Annotated in this window: 15 protein-coding genes; 5 read left to right on the top strand and 10 right to left on the bottom strand. The window is 68.2% G+C overall.

Translation table 11 applies throughout. The annotated features are described in order from the left end of the window. The first annotated feature begins 44 nt into the window (after nt 1-44). From H512_RS23780 to rsmA, 4 genes are all read left to right on the top strand, one after another. Nucleotides 45-2,378 (top strand): LPS-assembly protein LptD, encoded by a 2,334-nt coding sequence (locus H512_RS23780; protein WP_053239815.1) that lies wholly within the window; start codon nt 45-47, stop codon nt 2,376-2,378. A gap of 105 nt (nt 2,379-2,483) precedes the next feature. Next, nucleotides 2,484-3,449, top strand: a complete 966-nt coding sequence (locus tag H512_RS0112350) for a SurA N-terminal domain-containing protein (RefSeq protein ID WP_026783723.1) — start codon at nt 2,484-2,486, stop codon at nt 3,447-3,449. Between the two features lie 23 nt (nt 3,450-3,472). Then, nucleotides 3,473-4,489 carry a 4-hydroxythreonine-4-phosphate dehydrogenase PdxA gene (pdxA, locus tag H512_RS0112345; RefSeq protein WP_026783722.1) on the top strand — a complete coding sequence of 339 codons (1,017 nt, stop codon included), beginning with the start codon at nt 3,473-3,475 and terminating at the stop codon, nt 4,487-4,489. Continuing rightward, nucleotides 4,486-5,328 (top strand): 16S rRNA (adenine(1518)-N(6)/adenine(1519)-N(6))-dimethyltransferase RsmA, encoded by an 843-nt coding sequence (gene rsmA, locus H512_RS0112340; protein WP_026783721.1) that lies wholly within the window; start codon nt 4,486-4,488, stop codon nt 5,326-5,328. Before pdxA ends, rsmA begins: the two co-directional genes overlap by 4 nt. A gap of 97 nt (nt 5,329-5,425) precedes the next feature. Here the strand turns inward: rsmA and H512_RS0112335 are convergent, their stop codons facing one another. After that, entirely contained in the window at nt 5,426-6,781 is a 1,356-nt protein-coding gene (locus H512_RS0112335; RefSeq protein WP_026783720.1) for an esterase-like activity of phytase family protein, read from the bottom strand. A 690-nt stretch (nt 6,782-7,471) separates the two neighbouring features. Between H512_RS0112335 and H512_RS23775 the strand changes: the two genes are divergently transcribed. Further along, a complete protein-coding gene (locus tag H512_RS23775; RefSeq protein ID WP_053239814.1) occupies nt 7,472-9,505 on the top strand; it encodes a HAMP domain-containing methyl-accepting chemotaxis protein in 2,034 nt (677 codons plus the stop codon). A gap of 60 nt (nt 9,506-9,565) precedes the next feature. On the opposite strand, the gene H512_RS0112325 is transcribed toward H512_RS23775, so the two are convergent. From H512_RS0112325 to H512_RS0112285, 9 genes are all read right to left on the bottom strand, one after another. Then, entirely contained in the window at nt 9,566-10,678 is a 1,113-nt protein-coding gene (locus H512_RS0112325) for an ABC transporter permease (protein ID WP_026783719.1), read from the bottom strand. Between the two features lies 1 nt (nt 10,679). Continuing rightward, on the bottom strand, nt 10,680-11,810 hold the full coding sequence (locus H512_RS0112320; protein ID WP_026783718.1) for an ABC transporter permease: 1,131 nt from the start codon (nt 11,808-11,810) through the stop codon (nt 10,680-10,682). Next, the gene (locus tag H512_RS0112315; protein WP_026783717.1) at nt 11,807-13,552 is read right to left on the bottom strand and encodes an ATP-binding cassette domain-containing protein; all 1,746 of its coding nucleotides are present in this window, start codon (nt 13,550-13,552) and stop codon (nt 11,807-11,809) included. The genes H512_RS0112320 and H512_RS0112315 overlap by 4 nt, the downstream gene beginning before the upstream one ends. After that, on the bottom strand, nt 13,549-14,562 hold the full coding sequence (hlyD, locus tag H512_RS0112310) for a secretion protein HlyD (RefSeq protein WP_026783716.1): 1,014 nt from the start codon (nt 14,560-14,562) through the stop codon (nt 13,549-13,551). The genes H512_RS0112315 and hlyD overlap by 4 nt, the downstream gene beginning before the upstream one ends. Continuing rightward, on the bottom strand, nt 14,559-15,326 hold the full coding sequence (locus tag H512_RS0112305) for a CerR family C-terminal domain-containing protein (protein WP_245585403.1): 768 nt from the start codon (nt 15,324-15,326) through the stop codon (nt 14,559-14,561). The genes hlyD and H512_RS0112305 overlap by 4 nt, the downstream gene beginning before the upstream one ends. 235 nt (nt 15,327-15,561) lie before the next feature. Beyond that, a complete protein-coding gene (locus H512_RS0112300; RefSeq protein WP_026783714.1) occupies nt 15,562-17,526 on the bottom strand; it encodes a MacB family efflux pump subunit in 1,965 nt (654 codons plus the stop codon). Nucleotides 17,527-17,529: 3 nt separating this feature from the next. After that, nucleotides 17,530-18,771, bottom strand: a complete 1,242-nt coding sequence (locus tag H512_RS0112295) for an efflux RND transporter periplasmic adaptor subunit (protein ID WP_053239813.1) — start codon at nt 18,769-18,771, stop codon at nt 17,530-17,532. Further along, entirely contained in the window at nt 18,768-19,955 is a 1,188-nt protein-coding gene (locus tag H512_RS0112290; protein ID WP_036791440.1) for a multidrug effflux MFS transporter, read from the bottom strand. Before H512_RS0112290 ends, H512_RS0112295 begins: the two co-directional genes overlap by 4 nt. A 55-nt stretch (nt 19,956-20,010) precedes the next feature. Beyond that, nucleotides 20,011-21,522, bottom strand: a complete 1,512-nt coding sequence (locus H512_RS0112285) for an efflux transporter outer membrane subunit (RefSeq protein ID WP_245585402.1) — start codon at nt 21,520-21,522, stop codon at nt 20,011-20,013. Nucleotides 21,523-21,718 lie beyond the last annotated feature (196 nt).

Genomic DNA, 21,718 nt, shown 5'->3' with positions numbered 1-21,718 from the left:
TGCGTAGATCTGTCGTATCGCAGGCATCGGAGCCGAGGACCGCCGTGCGCCTTCTGTGCGGCGTGGCGGTGACGATTCTCGTCTTCCTGCCGTCCGGCACCCTGGCCCAATTCCTCAATGACACCTCGCTGACCGGCATGATCAGCGGCGCCAAGATGCCAAATCCCGACGCCAAGATGATGGTCGAGGCCGATACGGTGGCCTACGACATGGACGCCGATTCGATCACCGCCACCGGCCGCGTCGTCATCTACTATCTCGACCACGTGGTGGTGGCCGACGAGGTCAACGTCAACCGCAAGACCCGCAAGGTGACGGCGGTCGGCCACGTCGAGATCACCGATCCCAGCGGCAACGTCGTCCGCGGCGACCGCGTCGACCTCGACGACGACCTCGCCAACGGCGTCGTCGAGGGCCTCGAACTCGTCACCTCCGAGCGGATCGCCTTCACGGCCCGCAACGCCACGCGGACGGACGGCGACGTCACCACCTTCAACGAGGGCGTCTACCTTCCCTGCGTCGACTGCAACGGCGTGAAGGGCAAGAAACCGATCTGGCAGATCAGGGCGAACCGCATCCTTCACAAGCAGAAGGACCAGACGATCGTCTTCGAGAATGCCACATTCGAATTCCTCGGCGTGCCGCTCGCCTGGGTGCCGGTAATGTCGCAGCCCGACCCCTCGGTGCAGCAGAAGACCGGCGTGCTGATGCCGAGCGCCAAGAGGAGCAAGACGCTCGGCTATTCGGTGTCGGTTCCCTATTACGTGGCGCTCGATCCGAGCTACGGCCTGACGCTGACGCCCTCCGTCTATTCGCGCCAGGGCCTGCTGTTCTCTGCCGAGTGGCGGCAGCGCCTCGACAGCGGCCAGTATTCGGTGACGCTGTCCGGCATCCACCAGAACGATCGCGACGCCTTCTCCGGCACCTCCGGCGACGAGTTGTGGCGCGGCTCGGTGGAATCGTCCGGCAGCTTCACCATCAACCAGCACTGGTCCTGGGGCTGGAACGTCGCGGTGGCCAGCGATACCACCTTCATGAAAGATTATGACCGCAAGTCCGGCAACTCGGACGTGGCGGTCAACAACCTGTACCTGACAGGCGTCCGCGACCGCAATCGCTTCGATATGGCGGCCTATGGCTTCTTCGTGCAGCAGGACGATGCACAGACACCGATCTTCGCCCAGGACCACGACCTCCAGGAGAAGCAGCCCTACGTCTATCCGGTGATCGACCACAAGGTCTACGCCAAGGATCCGATCTGGGGCGGCGAGGCATCGCTGACCACCAACTTCACCAACATCACCCGCACCAAGGACGACATCTACCAGATCGACATGAACGGCAATGGTGTCTTCGATGCGGGTGACAAGACCCGCACCCGCGGCGCGGCCGGCACTTTCGATCGTTTCAGCATCGACGCCATGTGGCGGCGGCGGATGATCGACCAGACCGGCGGCGCGCTGACGCCGTTCCTGTATTTCCGCGGCGACGCCATCTTCTCGGACCCGCACAACAGCAGCGTGCTGCCGGAAACATCGAGCGGGCTTTTCGGCCGGGCGATGCCGGCGGCTGGCCTTGAATACAGCTATCCGGTGGCGATCACCTCGCCCATCGGCAACCAGATCATCGAGCCGATCGCCCAGTTGATCGCCCGTCCCAACGAGACGGAAGCCACCTACATCCCCAACGAAGATGCGCAGAGCCTCGTCTTCGACGCCAACAGCCTGTTCGACTACGACAAGTTCTCCGGCTACGACCGCGTCGAGGGCGGCACGCGCGCCAATATCGGCGTCCGCTACTCCGGCTCGTTCAGCCATGGCTTCGGCGTCAGCGGCACCTTCGGCCAGTCGTTCCAGCTCGCCGGCGTCAACTCCTTCGCCAAGGCGACCAGCTACGACACCGGCTCCTATTCCGGCCTCGAGTCCGACGCTTCCGACTATGTCGCCGGCCTCAGCCTCAGCACCAAGACCGGCTTCCTGGCCAGCGGCGGCGTCCGCTTCGACAACGACAACTTCGAGGTCAACCGCTTCGACACCCAGATCCTCGGCATCGGCGGACCGCTGACGGCGGCGCTGACCTATGCCTACATTCGCGAGCAGCCCGACCTCGGCATCAACGACAATCGCTCCGAGTTGCAGGCGGCGGCCAGCCTTCGCCTCAGCGAGAACTGGCGTGTCTTCGGCTCCAGCCGCTACGATCTCGTCAACGACGAGTTCGTCCGGCATGCCCTCGGCCTTGCCTACGACTCGGAGGAGTTCTCGCTGTCCTTCTCCTACTCGAACGACCTGACCACCACGCCCAGCGACCAGACCTTCTATCTCCGGGCCGGCTTCCGGACGCTCGGCGAGGTCGGCAGTTCGGTCGGTCTTGCCAAGTAGCGGCGACCGTCGCCGTTCCACGCCCCCACGCGGACCATCGACTTGACAAATTCCATCGCTAGATGCTTCCCAAGGTTCAAATACCAGAGGGCGGAGATGGCCAACATGCTTCATATCGGGACGATCGCGAGAACCGTGCGCGGCACGCTGACGGCAACGGCCCTTGCCGCCGCCCTGTTGTCGCCGGCCGGCACCGCCTTCATCGGCTCCGCCAGGGCGGAGAGCATCATCAAGGTGGTGGTCAACGACGACGCCATCACCTCGATGGACATCCAGTCGCGGGCCCGCCTATTGCAGCTCGCCATGCATCTCGCACCCGGCCCGGCCGCCAAGGCGGCCCAGGACGAGCTGATCGACGAGCGGCTGCGCGTCCAGGAGGGCAGCCGTCGCGGCGTCGTGGTCAGCGAGGACGCGGTGACCGCCGCGGTGACCAGCATCGCCGAGCGCTCCAAGATGACGCTGCCACAGTTCGAGCGGGCGCTGGGCCAGGGTGGCGTGCCGATCAAGACCTTCAAGGACCGCATCCGCGCCCAGATGGTCTGGGGACGCATCGTGCGCGCCAAGATCCAGCAGGACATCAAGACGGAGTCGGCCGATCTCATCCAGCAGATGCGCAACCGTGAAAAGAACGCCAACGCGATCACCGCCAGCGACTACATGCTCCAGCGCGTGGTGTTCGCCGTGCAGCGGAGCGCCTCGGCGGCCGACGTCAACCGCCGCAAGGTCGAGGCCGAGGCGTTGCGCGGCAAGTTCCGCAGTTGCGACGAAGGGTTGAAGCTCGCCAAAAGCCTCCGCGAAGTGGCGGTGATCAACGTCGGCCGCAAGCTGGCCAGCGAGGTGCCGCCCGGCCTGAAAGACGAGCTTGAGAACACCGCCGAAGGCCGCCTGACGTCGCCGCAGCGCTCCGACCTCGGCTTCGAGATGTACGCCATCTGCAGCAAGATCGCGGTGACCGGCGAAGCCGCCGTCACGGCCGGCCTCGACGCCGAGGCCCTCGACAAGCGCGGCGAGGAAACCTCGAAGAAGCTGACGCAGGAACTGAGGCAAAAAGCCAACATCATCTACCGCTGACCATGCCGGACAGTTTCGCCGCCATGCCCGGTCTTCCCCTTGCCCTGTCGGTCGGCGAGCCGGCCGGCATCGGTGCGGAAATCATCGGCCGGGCCTGGACGCTTCGCCATGAGAAAGCGTTGCCGCCCTTCTACGCGGTCGCCGATCCGGCCTTTCTCGTCAGCCGCCTCGCTCGCCTTGGCATCGATGCGCCCGTCGTCGCGGCGACGCCCGAGACGGTGGCCGGCCTGTTCGCCGACGCGCTGCCGGTGTTCGATCTCGGTCATCAGGTCGAGGACCGGCCGGGCGAGTTGTCCGGCGCCACGGCGGCAGCCACCGTCGCCGCCATCGAAACGGCGGTCCGGCATGTACGCGACGGCCGCGCCGCCGGCCTCGTCACGGCGCCGATCCAGAAATCAAGCCTCTACGCCGCCGGCTTCAAGTTTCCCGGCCACACCGAATTCCTCGGCGACCTCGCCCGGCGGATTTGGCCGGGCGCGCCGCACGAACCGGTGATGATGCTGGCCGGCCCGCAGCTCGCCACCGTGCCGGTCACCGTGCACATCGCCTTGCGCGCGGTGCCGGAGGTGCTGACCGAGGAGATGATCGTCGCCACCGGCCGCATCGTCGATCGCGAGATGAAGGCGAAGTTCGGCCTCGCCCGGCCGCGCCTCGCCGTCGCCGGCCTCAACCCGCACGCCGGCGAGGATGGCGGCATGGGCCGCGAGGACATCGACATCGTGGCGCCGGCCGTCGCCCGGCTCCGGGCGGACGGCATCGAGGCGCGCGGGCCGCTGCCCTCCGACACGCTGTTCCACGCCGCCGCCCGCCAGACCTACGACGTGGTGCTGGCCATGTACCACGATCAGGCGCTGATCCCGGTGAAGACCATCGCCTTCGACGAGACGGTCAACGTGACGCTCGGCCTGCCGTTCGTCCGCACATCGCCCGATCACGGCACGGCGCTCGACATCGCCGGCAAGGGCATCGCCGATCCGTCGAGCCTGATTGCCGCCATTCGCATGGCCGGCCGCATGGCGGGAAACGGGGCCGGCGCATGAGCCAGATCGACGACCTGCCGCCGCTGCGCGAGGTGATCGAGCGGCACGGCCTCTCGGCGCTGAAAAGCCTCGGGCAGAACTTCCTGCTCGATCTCAACCTGACCGCCCGCATTGCCCGCGCCGCCGGCGATCTCGCCGGCCGCAACGTCATCGAGATCGGTCCGGGGCCGGGCGGCCTGACGCGCGCCATCCTGGCGGCCGGTGCCGCTCACGTGCACGTCGTCGAGCGCGACCGGCGGGCGATCGCCGCTCTCGAAGAGATCGCCGCCCACTATCCCGGCCGGCTCAGCATCACCGAGGGCGACGCGCTGGCCCTCGATACCGCGTCGCTCGGCGACGCGCCGCCGGTGATCATCGCCAACCTGCCCTACAACATCGCGACGCCGCTTCTCACCGGCTGGCTCAGCCCGGCGAGCTGGCCGCCGCGCTGGACGGCGATGGTGCTGATGTTCCAGAAGGAAGTGGCCGACCGCATCACCGCGCAGGCCGGCGACGACGCCTACGGCCGGCTCGGCGTGCTGTGCGGCTGGCGCAGCCAGGCGACGCAGATGTTTGACATCTCGCCCAAGGCTTTCGTGCCGCCGCCCAAGGTAACGTCGACAGTGGTGCATTTCGCGCCTCGGCCCGAGCCCCTGCCCTGTGCCCTCGCCGATCTCGAAGCGGTCACCGCCGCCGCCTTCGGCCAGCGCCGCAAGATGCTGAGGCAGAGTCTGAAGGCGCTCGGCGTCGATCCGCTCGCTCTGTGCGCGGCGACCGGCATTGAGCCGACGGCCCGCGCCGAGACCATCCTGGTCAAGGGCTTCGTCGATCTCGCCAACGCCTGGAAGGCAATGCGCTAGCCCGTCCGGATTGAAACGCCACGCCGGCACAGGTGCCGTCCAGACGAAAAGGCCCCGGCAGCGCATCGCCGCCGGGGCCTTTCGTTTGTGCGGCCCCTCACTTGGCAGCGAGGAAGTCACCCACTTCGAGCAGCACGAATTCGTTGTCGTCGGCCTTGTCGAGCGCGCGGCCGGCCGAGAACGGCAGGTTGTTGTCGTTGCCGACGATGATGTGCGTGGCGTCGACCACGTCGACGTTCTCGATGGTGACGAAGGGCATGGTGTAGACGCCGTTCACCGTGCCCTGCTTCGCCTTGCTCTGGGGATCGGCGATGTCGAGGAGATCGATGTAGCCGATCTTGCGCACCGTCTTGCCGACGTTGTCGTCACCGAAAGCGATCTTGTAGATGCGCTTGTGCTTGGCCGGCTGGTCGAAGCAGGTCGGCTCCGGCTTCTTCGGATCGGCGCAAGCCTTGTCGGAAAGCCCGGTGCCGCCATCGCGCTCGATCACCAGCGCCGTGGCATCGTCCACCATGTTGAAGTCGCCGATGTTGGTGCCGGCGCCCGAGAACGGATAGAGCCAGGACCGGCCGGTCCACGCTTTCTTGACCGCGTCGAACTCGACGATGCGGATGGCCGTCTGGCCGTCGGCCGTCTCGAACTTGCCGTCGCCGACGTAAAGCGGGCCTTCGAGCAGCCCATAGAGCTTCGCCCCGTCCTTGGACCGGGCGAGGCCCTCGAAGCCGTTGGAGCGGCGGAGATTGTAGGCCGGCAAGGGCTTGCTCGGGCTGGACGGCAGCGACAGCGTCGGGTTGTCCGGCGACAGCACCGGCTTGCCGTCGACGACGGTCGGCACGACGTCGGTCAGCTTGCCGTCGGCGGTGACGTGGATCAGATAGGGACCGAGTTCGTCGCCGATCCAGAAACCGTCGGCAACCGGCTGGATCGACTCGATGTCGAAGTCGGCGCCGGTGAGGTAGCGCTTGTCGGCGCCTTCAAGGACGATCGGGAACGGCGCCACCTTGTCGGGATCGGAGAGAAATATCGTTTCGAGGCGGTCGACCGTGCCGGCCGCCCAGTCGAACTTGACGTGATGCAGCATCAGCGCGGCGTCGGTCGAGTTGGACTTGCTGCCGAAACCGTTATCGGACAGCGTCCAGAAGCTGCCGTCGGCCATCGTCTTGATGCCCGAGAAGCCTTGCACCGCCTGTCCATCGAACGGCAGGCCGAGGCCGGTCGTGCGCACGCCGTCGAGGCCCGGCACCGAGCCGAGCGTCGTGGCGCGCTTGCGGTCGGGCGTCGTGAACTTGCCGGCCTGCTTGAGGAACTCCGGCGCATCGGCCGGCGCGGCGATCACCGTGTTGGCGGGCAGCACCGCCTGCGACACCAGCGTCGCCTTGAATGCGGTTTCATCGGCGCTGGCAAGAGTGGAGGAAATGACGAGGGCGACGGACGCCATAAGCAAGGTTTTCATCGGGCTCACCTGACAGGGAGTTGGCAAAGCCCCGTCTTGGTAGAAAACGCCGGTGTCAGTTGGTTGACGCTGCGATGACGCTTCGATGATGTCTCATCGCCCCGGCCGCCGGCCACTTTCGCCGATGAATCCGGCGACGCAGGTCGAGACTGTCGTATCCGGCCGAGGTTCCGCGCGCCCGTCGGTGTAGTATTGGAATCGGCTAATCCTTTGGTCTATATGTAGAGCAACGTGGTTGCCAGCCGGGCCGGTTCTACATCGAGAACCCGGCGAACAAAGCCGGCTTCCTGCCCTGGATATGCGGCCGTTCCGGCCAATATACGCCACCGTGCCGCCCGGCCGCAGCAGGTCAACGCTCGAAAAACCGGCGACGGATTTCTTGAAAAGCACGACAAGTACAGCGGCGTTACGCTATATCACCGCCCTGACGGACAATATGCTTGAGTTCATTCCCTCTATACATCGACGGTCCACACCACCGAACTTGATCCGCATCGTTTCGATCCAAGCTGAAATGGACCACCTCAGCAAGAATCTGCTGTCCCTGGCAGTCGCCGCGGCCAAATGCTCAAGTTCGAGACCCGAATAAACGGCGGATTAACCTACCAAGGGCTGAAATCACCACCGACAAATTGCATGGGCGGTTCAGCCGGGGCGCTGGGCTGGACGGATTGCTTCGGGGAGAGAGACATGCGCAGAACGATCGGTAAGCTCGCGTCGCGGCTCTGGCAGCTTGGCATATCCGGCAAGATCGTCTTCGGCTTCATGGTAGCGCTAACGTTAATGGCAATCGTCGCCGGCGTGGCGCTCCGCACCTTCTCCCAGTCGAACGGCGTGGTGACCGCCCTCGCCGTCCGCAACCTTGAAGTCAGCGTCGCCAACGACATCCAGGCGAAGTTCCTGGAATACCATCGCCTCAGCCGCGAACTGATCTACACCTCGCTGCCCGGCACGGCCGAGGCGACCGAGAAGCAGGCCGAGGCGTTGCGCGCCGCCATCACCGACGGCCTCGGCAAGATCTCCGACTTCGGCCAGCGCGACACGCTGAAGCAATTGAGCCTCGACTTCGAGTCCTACGCCACTGAACTGGCCCGCATCGGCGCCAAGAAGGCCAAGCTCTCCACCCTGCGCGTAAAGTCGATGGAACCGGCCGTTGCCGCGGTGCAGAAGGGTCTGGAGGACGTCGCCGCCATCGCGCTCGCCACCAGCGACGCGGCGACGCGCGACACCGTGAGCGAGATCCTGCGGCTGGTGCTTCTGGTGCAGAACCAGGTCAACGTCGCCCTCGCCGGCCTCGATGACGACAGCTTGCAGGCGGCGCTCGACACGCTGATGACCGCCGACACCTGGATCGATTCCTCGGCCAAGACCGGCCCCAAGGAGCTGCGCTCGACCTTCGCCGAGTTGCGTGACAAGGCCAAGCAGTACGAATCCGACTTCACGGTCATCCAGGCCGCCAGCGTTCAGAACATCAAGGATGTCGCGGCGCTGAACGACAAGGTCGCCGCCATCAACGATACGCTCAACGCCTTCATGGGCGTCGCCAACAAGAGCCAGGCGGCGTTGCAGGCCAAGTCCGAGCAGATGCTGGCGTCGTCCGAGACCATGCTGTGGGGCATCTCGGCCGGCGGCCTCGTCCTCGGGCTGGTGCTGGCCCTGCTGCTCGGCCGCGGCATCTCGCGGCCGATCGTGTCGATCACCCGCGCCATGCAGCGCCTGTCGGCCGGCGAGCTGTCCGTCACCGTCCCCGGCCTCGGCCGCAGCGACGAGGTCGGCACCATGGCGGCGACGCTCAACGTGTTCAAGGAGGGCTTGCAGGAGAACGAGCGGCTTCGCGTCGAGCAGGAGCACCAGAAGGCGGCGGGCGAGGAGCGCCGGCGCGGCGAGATGAACCAGCTCGCCGACGCCTTCGAGATGGCGGTCGGCGGCGTCGTGCAGTCGGTGGTCACCGCCTCCTCGCAGTTGCAGCTCGCCGCCCGGTCGATGACCTCGGCCACCGAGGAGGTGTCGGGCCAGTCGGTCACCGTGGCCAGCGCCGCCGAGGAAGCCTCCACCAACGTCGAGACCGTCGCCGCCTCGGCCGAGGAGCTGGCCTCCTCGATCGCCGAAATCAAGCGGCAGGCCGACGAGAGCACCCGCGTCGCCTCGCGCGCCGCCAGCGACGCCCAGGCCACCGCCAACCGCGTCCGCGAGCTGGCCGACAGCGCCAACCGCATCGGCGAGGTGGTCAACCTGATCGACAACATCGCCAGCCAGACCAACCTTCTGGCGCTGAACGCCACCATCGAGGCGGCCCGCGCCGGCGAGGCCGGCAAGGGCTTCGCCGTCGTCGCGGCGGAAGTCAAGCAGCTCGCCGACCAGACCTCGAAGGCGACGTCGCAGATCTCCCGGCAGATCGGCGAGATCCAGTCGTCCACGCAGTCGTCGGCAGAGGCGATCGTCGGCATCACCTCGATCATCGAGCAGCTCAACGCCATCGCCTCGTCGATCGCCGCCGCCGTCGACCAGCAGGGCGCCGCCACCAACGAGATCGCCCGCAACGTCAGCCAGGCGTCGGCGGGAACGCATCAGGTGTCGCAGAACATCGTCGGCATCACCCAGGCGGCAACGGAATCCTCCAGCGCCGCAACGCAGGTGCTGGCCTCGGCCAACGATCTCGCCCATCAGTCGGACACGCTGCGCGACGAACTCGGCCGCTTCCTGACCTCGGTGCGCAGCGCCTGAGACCCGCATCTCCGAAAGCAACCAACGGCGGCTCCCCGGGGCCGCCGTTGCCGTTTTGCCTCACTCCAGGCGGCTGCGGAACAGCCAGCCGGCCACCGGCAGCGTCACGCAGGCGATCAGCGCCAGCGGCACCGTCTGGGCGATGATCTCGGCAATGGGAATATCCTTCAGGAACACGCCGCGCACGATCACCAGGAAATAGCGCAGCGGATCGGCGTAGGTGAGGATCTGCAGCCAGCCGGGCATGTTGGCGATCGGCGTCGCCAGCCCCGACAGGAGCATGGCCGGCACCAGGAACAGGAAGGCGCCGAGGATGGCCTGCTGCTGCGTCGCCGCCAGCGCCGACACGAACAGCCCGACGCCGATCAGCGAGACCAGATAGAAGAAGGCGGCGCCGTAGAGCGCCAGCAACGAGCCGCGCAACGGAATGCCGAAGATATAGACCGAGGCGAGCACGAACAGGGTGATGTGGAAGAAGCCGATCAGGATCGGCGGGATCACCTTGCCGGTCAGGATTTCGTGCGTCCTGAGCGGCGACACCATCAACTGGTCGAAGGTGCCGAGTTCGCGCTCGCGGGCGATCGACAGCGCCGTCACCAGGAGGCCGACCAGCATGGCGATCGAGGCGACGAGGCCCGGCACCATGAACCAGGTGAAGTCGAGATTGGGGTTGAACCAGTTGCGCGTCACCGTCTGGACATGCATCGGCGCCAGTTGCTTGCCGGCCGGCGTGTCGGCGGCGAGGCCGGCGGCGATCGACGAGATGTAGCTGGCGACGATCTGCGAGGCGTTGGAGCGCCGGCCGTCGAGGATGACGGCGAGGTCGGCGGTGGCGCCGGCCTCGATCGCCCGCGAGAAGTCGGGGCCGATCTCGATGGCGGCGATCACCCGCTCGCGGTCGATCGCCTCGGCGAGTTCGGCCGGATCGTCGGTATGCCGGACGGACCGGAACTGCGGCGACGCCTCGATGCGGCTGATCAGCTCGGCGCCCCAGCGGCCGGCGTCGCGGTCGAGCACCAGCACGTCGATGTTGCGGACTTCCAGCGTCGCCGCGTAGGAGAACACGAGGAGTTGCAGCAGCGGCGGCGCGATCAGGATCATCCGGCTCTTGGGGTCGCGGAAGAGGGCCAGGAACTCCTTCCGGACGAGGGCGAGGAGGCGCGTCAGGCCCATGTCAGGCGATCCTCTTGGCGGTCTTGCGGATGGCGATGGCGAACAGGACGAGGCCGAAGCCGATCAGGATCAGCATCGAGCGCAGGAACATCGGCCAGATGTCGCCGGCGAGGAACACCGATTGCAGGCTGGGGATCAGGTAGCGGGCCGGCACGATCATCGAGATGTACTGGATCGGCAGCGGCATCGAGTTGATCTCGAAGATGAAGCCGGACAGCAGGAAGCTCGGCAGGAAGCCGGAGAGCAGCGCCAGTTGCGAGGCGAGGAACTGGTTCTTGGTGACGGCCGAGATCAGGAGCCCCTGCCCCAGCGCCGGCATCAGGAAGGCGGCGGAGAGGGCATAGAGCGCGACGACCGATCCCCGGAACGGCACGCCGAACAGGAACACCGCGAGGCCGACGCAGAGGCTCATCGAGGCGAGGCCGAGCAGGAAATAGGGCACGATCTTGCCGGCCAGCAGCTCCCAGGCGGTGACCGGCGTCGCCATCATCGCCTCCATGGTGCCGCGCTCCCACTCGCGGGCGATCACCATCGAGGTGAGCAGCGTGCCGACCAGCGTCATGACGATGGCGATCGAGCCCGGCACCAGGAAATTGCGGCTCTTCAGCTCCGGATTGAACCAGAAGCGCTGCTCTATGCGGAGCGGCGTGGCGTTCAGCGCCCGCTCGGCCGCCCGCTGCGCCTCCCAGGTGGAAACGGTGCCGGCCGTGTAGCCTTGCACGAAGTTGGCGGTGTTGGGGTCGGCGCCGTCGACGATCACCTGCACCGCAGGGTGGCGGGCCGCCGCGAGGTCGGCGGTAAAGCCGGCCGGCACGACGAGGATGCCGCCGATGCGGCTTTCGACGAGGTCGTCGGCGAAGTCCCGCCGGTCATGGCCGATCGCCACGTCGAAATAGCGGGAGGCGCGGAAGCTCGCCGCGAGGTCGAGGGTGACCGGCGTCGTTTCTTCGAGCACCAGCCCGACGCGGGTGCGCGCCGTGTCGAGTGACACGCCGTAGCCGAACAGGAACAGCAGGATCAGCGGCAGCACCAGGGCGATCAGGATGCTGGAGGGATCGCGGACGATCTGGTGGCTTTCCTTGCGGATCAGGGCGAGGAGGCGGCGCGCCCGCCCGCGGCGATAGCTGGTCATGTCGCCTCCCCCTCGCTCGCCTCGATCAGCGCGATGAAGGCGTCCTCCATGGTGGGGTCGGGCCGCTCGGCGGTCGCCACCTTGGCCTTCAGCTCGTCGGGCGAGCCGAGGGCGATCGACTTGCCGCGATAGATCAGCGAGATGCGGTCGCAGTATTCCGCCTCGTCCATGAAATGGGTGGTGACCAGCACCGTCACGCCCTTCTCGACGAGGCCGTTGATGTGGGTCCAGAACTCGCGGCGGGTGATCGGATCGACGCCCGACGTCGGCTCGTCGAGGAACAGCGCCTCCGGCTCGTGCATGACGGCGGCAGCCAGCGCCAGCCGCTGCTTGAGGCCGAGCGGCAGGTCCTTGGCCGACATGGACGCGTGCGGCTTCAGGTCGAAGATGTCGAGCATCATGGCGATTCTCTCCCGGCGGCGCTTGCCGGAAAGGCCGTAGACGCCGGCGAAGAAATCGAGGTTCTGGGAGACGGAGAGGTCGCCGTAGAGCGAGAATTTCTGCGCCATGTAGCCGAGCCGGTTGCGCGCCTCGGCGGCGTCGCGGCGGAGGTCGAAGCCGGCCACCCGGCCCTCGCCCTCGGTCGGCTTCAGAAGGCCGCACAGCATCTTGAAGGTGGTCGACTTGCCGGCGCCGTTGGGGCCGAGCAGGCCGAAGATCTGGCCGCGCGGGATGTCGAAGCTGATGCGGTCGGCGGCCGTGAAGTCGCCGAAGCGCTTGGTGAGGCCGTGCGCCTCGATCACCGGCCGGCCATTGCCGGCCTCGCGCGGCGCCTGCGCCTCGGCGAGAGCCGAGCGGCCGCCCGGTCCGCCGCCCAGCATGTCGACGAAGGCGTCCTCGAAGCGCGGCGCGGCGGCGACGAGGCTGGCGGCATCGGTGCCGGCAGCCCTGGCGACGCCGTCGGCGGCGGCTTTGTCGGCGAGCACCAGCCGGATCGCTTCGCCCTGGATGACGCCGTCGACCACCGCGTCCTCGTCGAGCAGGCGGGCGAGCAACTTGCGGCGGCTGCCCTCGATGCCGGTCAGCCGACGGACCCGCCCCTCGACGCGGCCGGTGAGCCCGGCCGGCGGGCCGGCGTAAAGGAGCTTGCCGACATTCATCAAGAGCACGCGGTCGCAGGCTTCCGCCTCGTCGAGATAGGCGGTCGACCAGACGACGCCGATGCCCTCGGCGGTCAGGTTCTCGACCATCTTCCACAGCTCGCGCCGCGAGATCGGATCGACGCCGACGCCCGGCTCGTCGAGCAGCAGCAGGCGCGGCTTGCGGATCAGCGCGCAGGCGAGGCCGAGCTTCTGCTTCATGCCGCCGGAGAGCTTGCCGGCGAGGCGGTCCGTGAAGCGCTTGAGGTCGGTGAAGGTCAAGAGTTCGTCGAACACCGCCGGCCGCTCGCGGCGCGGCAACCCGCGCATGTCGGCGTAGAGGTCGAGGTTCTCCTGGACGCTGAGGTCCTCATAGAGGCCGAAGCGCTGCGGCATGTAGCCGATCGCCGCCTGGATGGCCGGCGCCTCGGTGCGGGCGTCGTGGCCGAGCACGCTGATACTGCCGGCCTCCGGCCGCATCAGGCCGGTCATCAGGCGGATCAGCGTCGTCTTGCCGGCGCCGTCCGGCCCGACGAGACCGGTGATCTCGCCGCCGCGGATGTCGCCCGAAACGCCGTCGAGCGCCGGCGCATCGGCGCCGAAGCGCTTGACGATGCCGTCGAGATGGACGAGGACGGGCCTCTCGGCGGCGGACGCGGTCATTTTGCCGCGTCCGCCTGCGGCGGCAGGTGGACGGTGACGGGCATGCCCTGCCTGAGGTCCTTGCCGGGATGATCGACGATGATCCTGAGGCGGTAGACGAGGTCGGTGCGGAGGTCGGGCGTCTCCACCGACTTCGGCGTGAACTCGGCCACCGGCGAGATGAAGCCGACCTGCCCCTCGTAGCCGGCGCCGACCGTGCTGTCGGAGGTCACCTTGACCTTGAGGCCGGGATGGACGCGGCCGAGGTCGGTCTCCGACACGTAGGCGCGCACCCACACCGGCTCGGTGAGCGACAGCACCAGGACGTTGGTCGATGGAGCGACGATGGCGCCCGGTTCGCTGACCCGCGACAGGATCACCCCGCCGGCCGGCGCCTTCAGCTCGGTATCGGCGAGCGAAGTGCGGGCGGCGTCGAGCTGCGCCTCGGCGGCGCGAAGCTGCGCCCTGGCGGCAGCGACGTCCTCGGCCCGGCTGCCCTCCTCGATCAGGTCGAGCGCCGCCTTGGCGCTGGCGACGCGGGCGCGCGCCATGTCCTTGGTGGTGGTCGCGGTGTCGAGGCTCGACTGGGCGACGGTGCCCTGGCTGCGCAACTGCTCGGCGCGGCCGAGCGCCTGCTCGGCGTTGGCGAGGCTGGCCACCTGCTCCTCGTAGGCGGCGCGCGCCTTGCCGATCTCCGAGGGACGGGCGCCGGCCACCAGCTTGTCGAGCGTGGCGTTGAGCGCGGCGACATTCTCCTCGGCGGCGCGCACGGCGATCTCGTAGGGGCCGGCGTCGAGCCGGGCCAGCACGTCGCCGGCCTTCACCGCATCGCCCTCCTCCACCGTCACGGCGGCGAGCCGGCCGCCGACGCGGAAGCCCAGCGACACCTGGCGGATGTCGACGTTGCCGTAGAGGACTTCGGCCGGCGCCGCCGGCAGGAAATAGCCGTAGCGCTGCGGCACGCCCCAGTACCAGGCGGCAGCGGCGCCGGCGGCGGCGACAAGCAGGACGACGGGAACGATCTTGTTCATGAGGCGCTTTCCCCGGCGGGACGGATGCTGGCGACGAGATCGGCGGCGATGCTGCGGATCGCCGCGACCTGTTCGGGGCCGACGGCCGACCAGCCCATCTCGCGCAGGATGGTGGCCCGGCCGACGCGGTAGATGATCAGCGAGCCGATTAGCGACAGAGTCCGGAGGCGCACGCGCTCCGAGTCGGCGTCGGCCCCGACGAGGATGCCGACCAGATGGCGGGCGGCGGCCAGCATCGGCCGCATGAATCCGTCGTAGATGTGCTCGAAAGCCTCGGTCGGCTCGGCCTGCTCGCGCACCATGTAGCGCACCCAGACGGCCGACTCCTCCTCGGCGAACAGCGTCAGCATCGTCTCGCCGATCATCGTCAGGATGGCGCGCGCCTCGTCGGGGTCGATCGGCCGGCCGCCGGCCTGCGCCTCGCCGAAGCGGTCGAGCACCATCTTCCGCGGCTCGCCGATCCGGATCTGCAACCGCTCGACCAGATAGTCGGCGACGGCGTTGTAGAGGCCGCGCTTGGTGCCGAAATAGTAGTTGATGGCCTGGAGGTTGACGCCGGCCCGCTCGGCGAGCTTGCGGGTCGACACGCCATCGAAGCCGAAGTGGCCGAACAGCTCCAGCGCGGCCAGCAGCAGCTTGTCGCGCGTGCCGTCCGGGCCGGAGGCGGAGGGGGCGCCGCCGCGGCGATGACCGGCGGAACGGGCGCCCGCCGCGACGATATCGCCATCGCGAGCGCCAGCTGGGATGGAAGACATCTTGCTCATGCCCGCCAATCTACACCTATCATTATTTCAGTCAATCGACTGATTTACGGATCGTGAAGGAAAGGTTAATCCTTGCCAGGGAAGAGGGAGGCTGATCGCCGCGGCGTGCTTCACTCGGCCCGAGATGGTCCGCCTGCGCGGACCATGACACTGTAATTACTATATTTTCCAGTATGGTCCACGCAGGCGGACCATCTCGGACAGGCGGAGGCCCTGCCGGATTATCGGTGGCCCCTCAATCCCGCGACAGCGCCACCACCGGGTCGAGCTGCGAGGCGTTGCGGGCCGGCAGGAAGCCGAATACCACGCCGATCAGCGTCGAGCAGAGGCAGGCGGCGACGATCGAGGTGGTCGAGTAGATCAGTTGGAAATCGCTGGATAGAAGCCGCACCAGTTGCCCGAGAGCGAAGGCGGCGGCGACGCCGCAGAGGCCGCCGATCAGGCAAACCAGCACCGCCTCGATCAGGAACTGTTGCAGGATGTCGCCCTGCCGGGCGCCCACCGCCATGCGCACGCCGATCTCGCTGACCCGTTCCGACACCGACACCAGCATGATGTTCATGACGCCGATGCCGCCCACCACCAGCGAGATGACGGCGATGGCGGCGATCAACAGCGTCAGCATCTGCGTCGTCGAGGTGATGGTCTGGCGGATGTCGTCGGTGTTGAGGATGAAGAAGTCCTGGCTGCCGTGACGCTGCGTCAGGAAGCGCGTCACGTCCTGCTGGGCAAGGCCGGTATCGACGTCGTCGGCAACGCGCACGGTGATCGAGCGCAGCGACATCGAGCCGAGGAAGCGGGTCTGTACCGTCGTATAAGGCAGGAAGACGGAGAGGTTCTGGCTGGAACCGAAGCCGCCCTGCTGCGGCTCCGTCACGCCGACGATGCGGGCCGGCACGTTGCCGATCAGCAGCACCTGCCCGACCGGCGAGCGCGGGCTGTCGGCGAACAGCGTCTTGCGGGTGTTCTCGTCGATCACCACGTCGGTCGCCCGCGCCCGCACCGAGCCGGCGTCGAAGAAGCTGCCCTCGGCGAGCTTGGTGCCGCGCGCCGAGAAATACTGTTCGCCGACGCCGTTGACGAGAGCGCTCGCTTCCTGCGAGCCGACGCGCAGCGTCTTGCTGGTGGAGACGGTGGGCGTCACGGCGGCGACGTAGCTCTGCCGGGCCAGCGCCTCGGCGTCGGCCGCCACCAGCGTGGTGATGCGGGCCGAACGCGTGTCGCCGAAGCTGCGGCCGGCGAAGATCTCCAGCGTGTTGGTGCCGAGGTTGGAGATGTTGGCCAGCACCTGCTGCTGCGTGCCCTGGCCGATCGCCACCACCGACACCACCGAGGCAATGCCGATGATGATGCCGAGCATGGTCAGGAAGGTCCGGAGGCGATGCGCCGCCATGGCCAGCACCGCCATGCGCAGCGCCTCGCGGAAGCGGTCGACCAGCGAGCGCAGGCCGCCGCCGCGCCGCTTCAGCTCGATGGCGGCGGCCGGCGCCGTCGGGGCCGGTGCCGGCTGTTCCGGCGTGTTGGTGCGGTCGGAAATGATGACGCCGTCCGACAATTCGATGATACGGCGGGCGCGGCGCGCCACGTTCATGTCGTGGGTGACGATGATGATCGTCTTGCCCTCGGCGTTCAGCTCCTCGAGGATGCGCAGCACCTCCTCGCCGGAATGCTTGTCCAGCGCGCCGGTCGGCTCGTCGGCGAGGATGACGTTGGCGCCGTTCATCAAGGCGCGGGCGATGGAGACGCGCTGCTGCTGGCCGCCGGAGAGCTGGCCTGGCCGGTGATCGGTGCGGTCGCTCATGCCGAGCCGGTCGAGCAGGCTTTCGGCCCGCGCCCGCCGGTCGCGCGGCGCCATGCCAGCATAGATGGCGGGGATCTCGACGTTGGCGAGGGCATCCAGCTCGCCGAGCAGGTGATAGCGCTGGAAGATGAAGCCGAAATGCTCGCGCCGCAGCGCCGCCAGCTCGTCGGGTTCGAGCGACGCGGTCTCGCGGCCGGAAATGCGGTAGCTGCCGGCGGTCGGCCGGTCGAGGCAGCCGAGGATGTTCATCAGCGTCGACTTGCCCGAGCCCGAGGCGCCGACGATCGCCACCATCTCGCCCGCCGCGATGGTGAGGTCGAGGTCTTTCAGCACGGTGATCGTGCCCTCGCCGGAGGGAAACTCCCGTCTGAGCTTTTCGAGGCGGATCAGTTCGGCCATGGCTCACATCCCCGGCGGCGGGCCGCCGCGACCGAGCCGCACCGACGAGGCGGAGGCCGCCCGCTGCGCGGCGGTCATCTCGCCGGTCACCACCTTGTCGCCCTCGGAAAGGCCCGACTTCACCTCGGCGGTGACCTTGTCGTTGAGGCCGATCTCGACACGGCGGTCGGCGGTGCTGCCGTCGGCATTCAGCACCTTGACGCGGTACCTGCCCTCGCCGTCGCGATTGCCGAGGGCGGCGGCCGGCACGGTCAGCACGTTGTCGGCGCTGCCGAGCACGATGTTGACCTCGGCGGTCATGTAGGTCCGGAGACGGCCATCGGGGTTCGGCACGTTGAAATTGCCGTAATAGTAGATGGCCGACGACGAACTGGACGACGACGACGACGAACTGGACGAGACGATCGCCGCGTCGCTGCGGATGGTGTCCGGCGCCGGATCGATGGTCTCAAGCGTGGCGTCGTAGCGGTGGTCGGGATCGCCGATGATGGTGAAGTAGACCTTCTGCCCCGGTTTGACGTTGACGACGTCGGCCTCGGAGATCTCGGCCCGCACCGTCATGGTGTCGAGCTGCCCCAGCACGACGATGGTCGGCGCCGACTGGGTGGCGTTGACCGTCTGGCCGGCCTGGCTGACCACGTCGAGCACCGTGCCGTCGATCGGCGCGGTGATGCGGGTGTAGCCGAGGTTGACCCGCGCCGTCGCCACCGCCACCTCGGCCGACTGGATCTCGGCGTCGAGGGCGGCGATCTGCGCTTCCGTGGTCGCGACGTTCGCCTGGGCGCTGTCGAGATCGGCACGGGCGACGGCGTTCTGGCTGACCATGGTCTGCTGACGTTCGAGCGTCTGGCGGGCCAGCGTCAGCGTCGCTTCCTTCTCGTCGCGCTGGGCGTGAATGCTGGCCAGAGACGCCTCGGCGGTCTTGAGGTTGTTCTGCTGCGTCACCGAGTCGATCTCGGCGATCAGGTCGCCCGTCTTGACGCGGTCGCCGAGCTTGACGTCGAGCGAGATAATGCGGCCCGACGCCTGGGCGCCGACGGCGACCAGCGTCACCGGCCGGACCTGCCCGGTGGCGAGCACCGTCTCCTCGACGCTGCCGCGCGTCACGGCGGCGGTCATCATGGTAACGGCCGGCGCCGTGTAGTAGCGCTCCTTGACGTAATAGCCGGTCGCCGCCAGGACGGCGAGCGCCAGGAGGAGGACGAGGCCGCGACGGCTCTTGCGTTTCTTTGGTGCGGCGGTCATGCGCGGCGTCCCGTGACATAAGCCAGCGAGGCGAAGACGCCGCCGGCGAGGATGATACCCACCATCGGGTAGACGGTTCCGTTGTGCAGCAGCCCGACCGCCGCGCTGGCGAGGCCGGCGACGGCGAACTGCGTCACGCCCATCACCGACGACGCCGTGCCGCGATGGCCGCCGGCCCGGCTCATGGCGATCGCCATGGCGTTGGCGCCGATCAGCGGGCCGGTGGCCAGGCAGAGCCAGAGAAGGCCGACCAGCACCGGCAGCGACGCCTTCGCGGCGAAGGCGACCAGCATCGCCGCCATGGTCACGTTGAACAGCAGCGCGCCGCCCATCACCGCCCGCGTCGAGAACCAGCGCAGCAGCAACCGGTTGACCTGCGAGGCGAGGATCATGCCGAAGGCGTTGAAGCCGAACAGCCAGCCGTAGTGCTGCTGGCTGACGCCGTGGAGCTGCATGTAGACGAAGGGCGAACCGCTGATGAAGGCGAACAGGCTGGCGGCGGCGAAGGCGCCGGCCAGCGCCGGCGCCATGAACGAGCGGTCGGCGAGCAGCGCGCCGAAGGCGCGGGCGATGCCCACCGGCCCGGCGGCATGGCGCCTTTCGGGCAGCAGCGTCTCCGGCAGGCCGCGCGCCGCGGCAACCACGCAGCCGACGCCGAACAGCGTCAGCACGGCGAAGATCGCCTGCCACGGCGCCACGGCCAGGATGTAGCCGCCGAGGAGCGGCGCCACGATCGGCGCCAGGCCCTGCACCAGCATCATCTGCGACAGGAAGCGGGCGCTGCCGCGCTCGTCGAACAGGTCGGCCACCATGGCGCGGCTGACCACCATGCCGGCGCAGCCGCCGAGCGCCTGGAAGAGCCGCAGCAGGATGAAGCCGTCCACCGTCGGCACCACGACGATGGCAGCCGAGGCCAGCGTGAACACGATAAGGCCGGCGATCAGCGGCGGCTTGCGGCCGAAGCGGTCGATCAGCGGGCCGTAGATCAACTGGCCGACCGAAAGGCCGAAGAAGAACACCGACAGGGAAAGCTGCACCCGCCCCTCGTCGGTGGCGAAGGTGTCGGCGAGGCTGGAGAAGCTCGCCAGATACATGTCCGTCGACAGCGGCGCGAAGGCGGTCAGCGCGGCGAGGATGAGGGTGAGGCGAAGGGTGTCGACGACGGCAGGAACGGGAGAAGGCATTGTCTCGTGCGGTTGCCGGGGGAGCGCCGGCTCGCGGCCAGAGGCCGAAGGGAGATCAGTTGGCGGTCGCCGTCCTGAGGCGCGGACCGGTCTGCGTGTCCACCACCTCGGGCCTGGAGGCATCGACCACGCCGTCCCAGCCGCCGCCCAGCGCCTTGTTGAGGGCGATGTAGGTGTTGGCGATGGCCACCGTGCTGGTCAGCAGCGAATCCTCGGCCGAATAGAGCGACCGCTCGGCATCGAGCACGTCGAGGAAGCTCGACGAGCCCGACTGGTAGAGCGACTGCGCCAGCTCCGACGCCTTGCGATAGGACTGGGTGGCGGCGGCGAGGCGGCCGTTCTTGATGCGCTCCTGCCGGTAGGCGACGATGGCGTTCTCGACGTCCTCCAGCGCCCCCAGCACCGACGTCTTGTAGGCGACGAAATACTGGTCGCGCGTCGCCTCCGCCGCCTCCTGCGCGGCGGCGAGCCGGCCGGCGTTGAAGATCGGCACCGACAGCGACGGCCCGAAGCTCCAGGTCAGCGTCGATGCCTTGCCGAGGTCTCCGATCGAGGTGGCGGTGGTGGCGAGCGTGCCGGCCAGGCTGACCGACGGATAGCGGGCAGCAGCGGCGGCGCCGATCTTGGCCGTCGCCTGCGCATACTGGCGTTCCGCCTGGCGGATGTCCGGACGGTTGGCGAGGAGGTCGGCCGGTAGCCCGGTCGGCACCGGCTTGCGCGGCCGCGGGATCGGCCCGCCCTTCCTCATGCGGGCGTCGAGTTCGGCCGGCGCCCGGCCGGTCAGCACCGACAGCCGATGCACGGCCTCGGCATAGGCGGTCGTAAGGTCCGGCAGCTTGGCTTCGGTGCTGGCCGCCTGCCCTTCGGCATTGGAGACGTCGACCGCCGAGGCCGAGCCGGCCTCGAACTTCTTGCGCGTCAATCCCGCCGTCTCGCGCTGCGAGGCGGCGCTCTGGCGGGCCAGCGCCATGCGCGCCTGATAGCCGCGCGCCGCCACGTAGTTGGAGGCGACGTCGCCGACCAGCGTCAGCAGCACGGAGTTGAGGTCCTCGTCGGCCGCCTCGGTGCCGTAGCGCGCCGCCTCCGCCGAGCGGGCGTTGCCGCCGAACAGGTCGAGTTCCCACGAGGCGTCGAAGCCGCCCTTGAACTGGTTGCGCACCTCGCCCTGCGACTTCTGCCGGCTGGCCGAGGCCGAGGCATCGGCCGACGGCAGCAGCGCGGCGCCGGTCTGCCGCTCGCTGGCGCGCGCCGCGCGGATCTTGGCCTTGGCGGCGGCGACGTCGAGGTTGCCGGCCACCGCTTCCTCGACGAGGGCGTTGAGTTCCTTGTCGCCGAGCCGTTCCCACCAGCGGGCAAGCTCGACCGGACGGGCCGGCGTCTCGGCGCCCGACGTGCTCCAGCTCACCGGCAGCGCGAGGCGCGGCACCATGTAGTCGGGGCCGACGGCGCAGCCCGTCAGCAGCAGGCCGAGAAGCGGCAGGGAAATGCCGGCGGCGCGCCGGAGGGAGGAGGAACCGTCGACCGTCCTGGTCATATCCGCGCGCAGGGCCATGGCTGTTCTGGTCATCCGTTTTCAAGGGTTGGAGGGATTTGGACCGTTCCAAACCCGGTCGGCAAGTCAAAAGAGGTCGAAAAGTGTAACGGCCGCCGGCTACCAACCGAAATGTTGATGGCGGCCGTTTCCGGAAACATTCGGATACGATGTTTCCGCCCCCCTGTCGGGAAAAGCACGACGGTTGACGGGGCGCGCCGGCCGCCGTCAG

The sequence above is a fragment of the Pleomorphomonas koreensis DSM 23070 genome, assembly GCF_000425185.1.
GTDB classification, from domain to species: domain Bacteria; phylum Pseudomonadota; class Alphaproteobacteria; order Rhizobiales; family Pleomorphomonadaceae; genus Pleomorphomonas; species Pleomorphomonas koreensis.
This window is presented reverse-complemented; position numbering and strand designations above follow the sequence as displayed.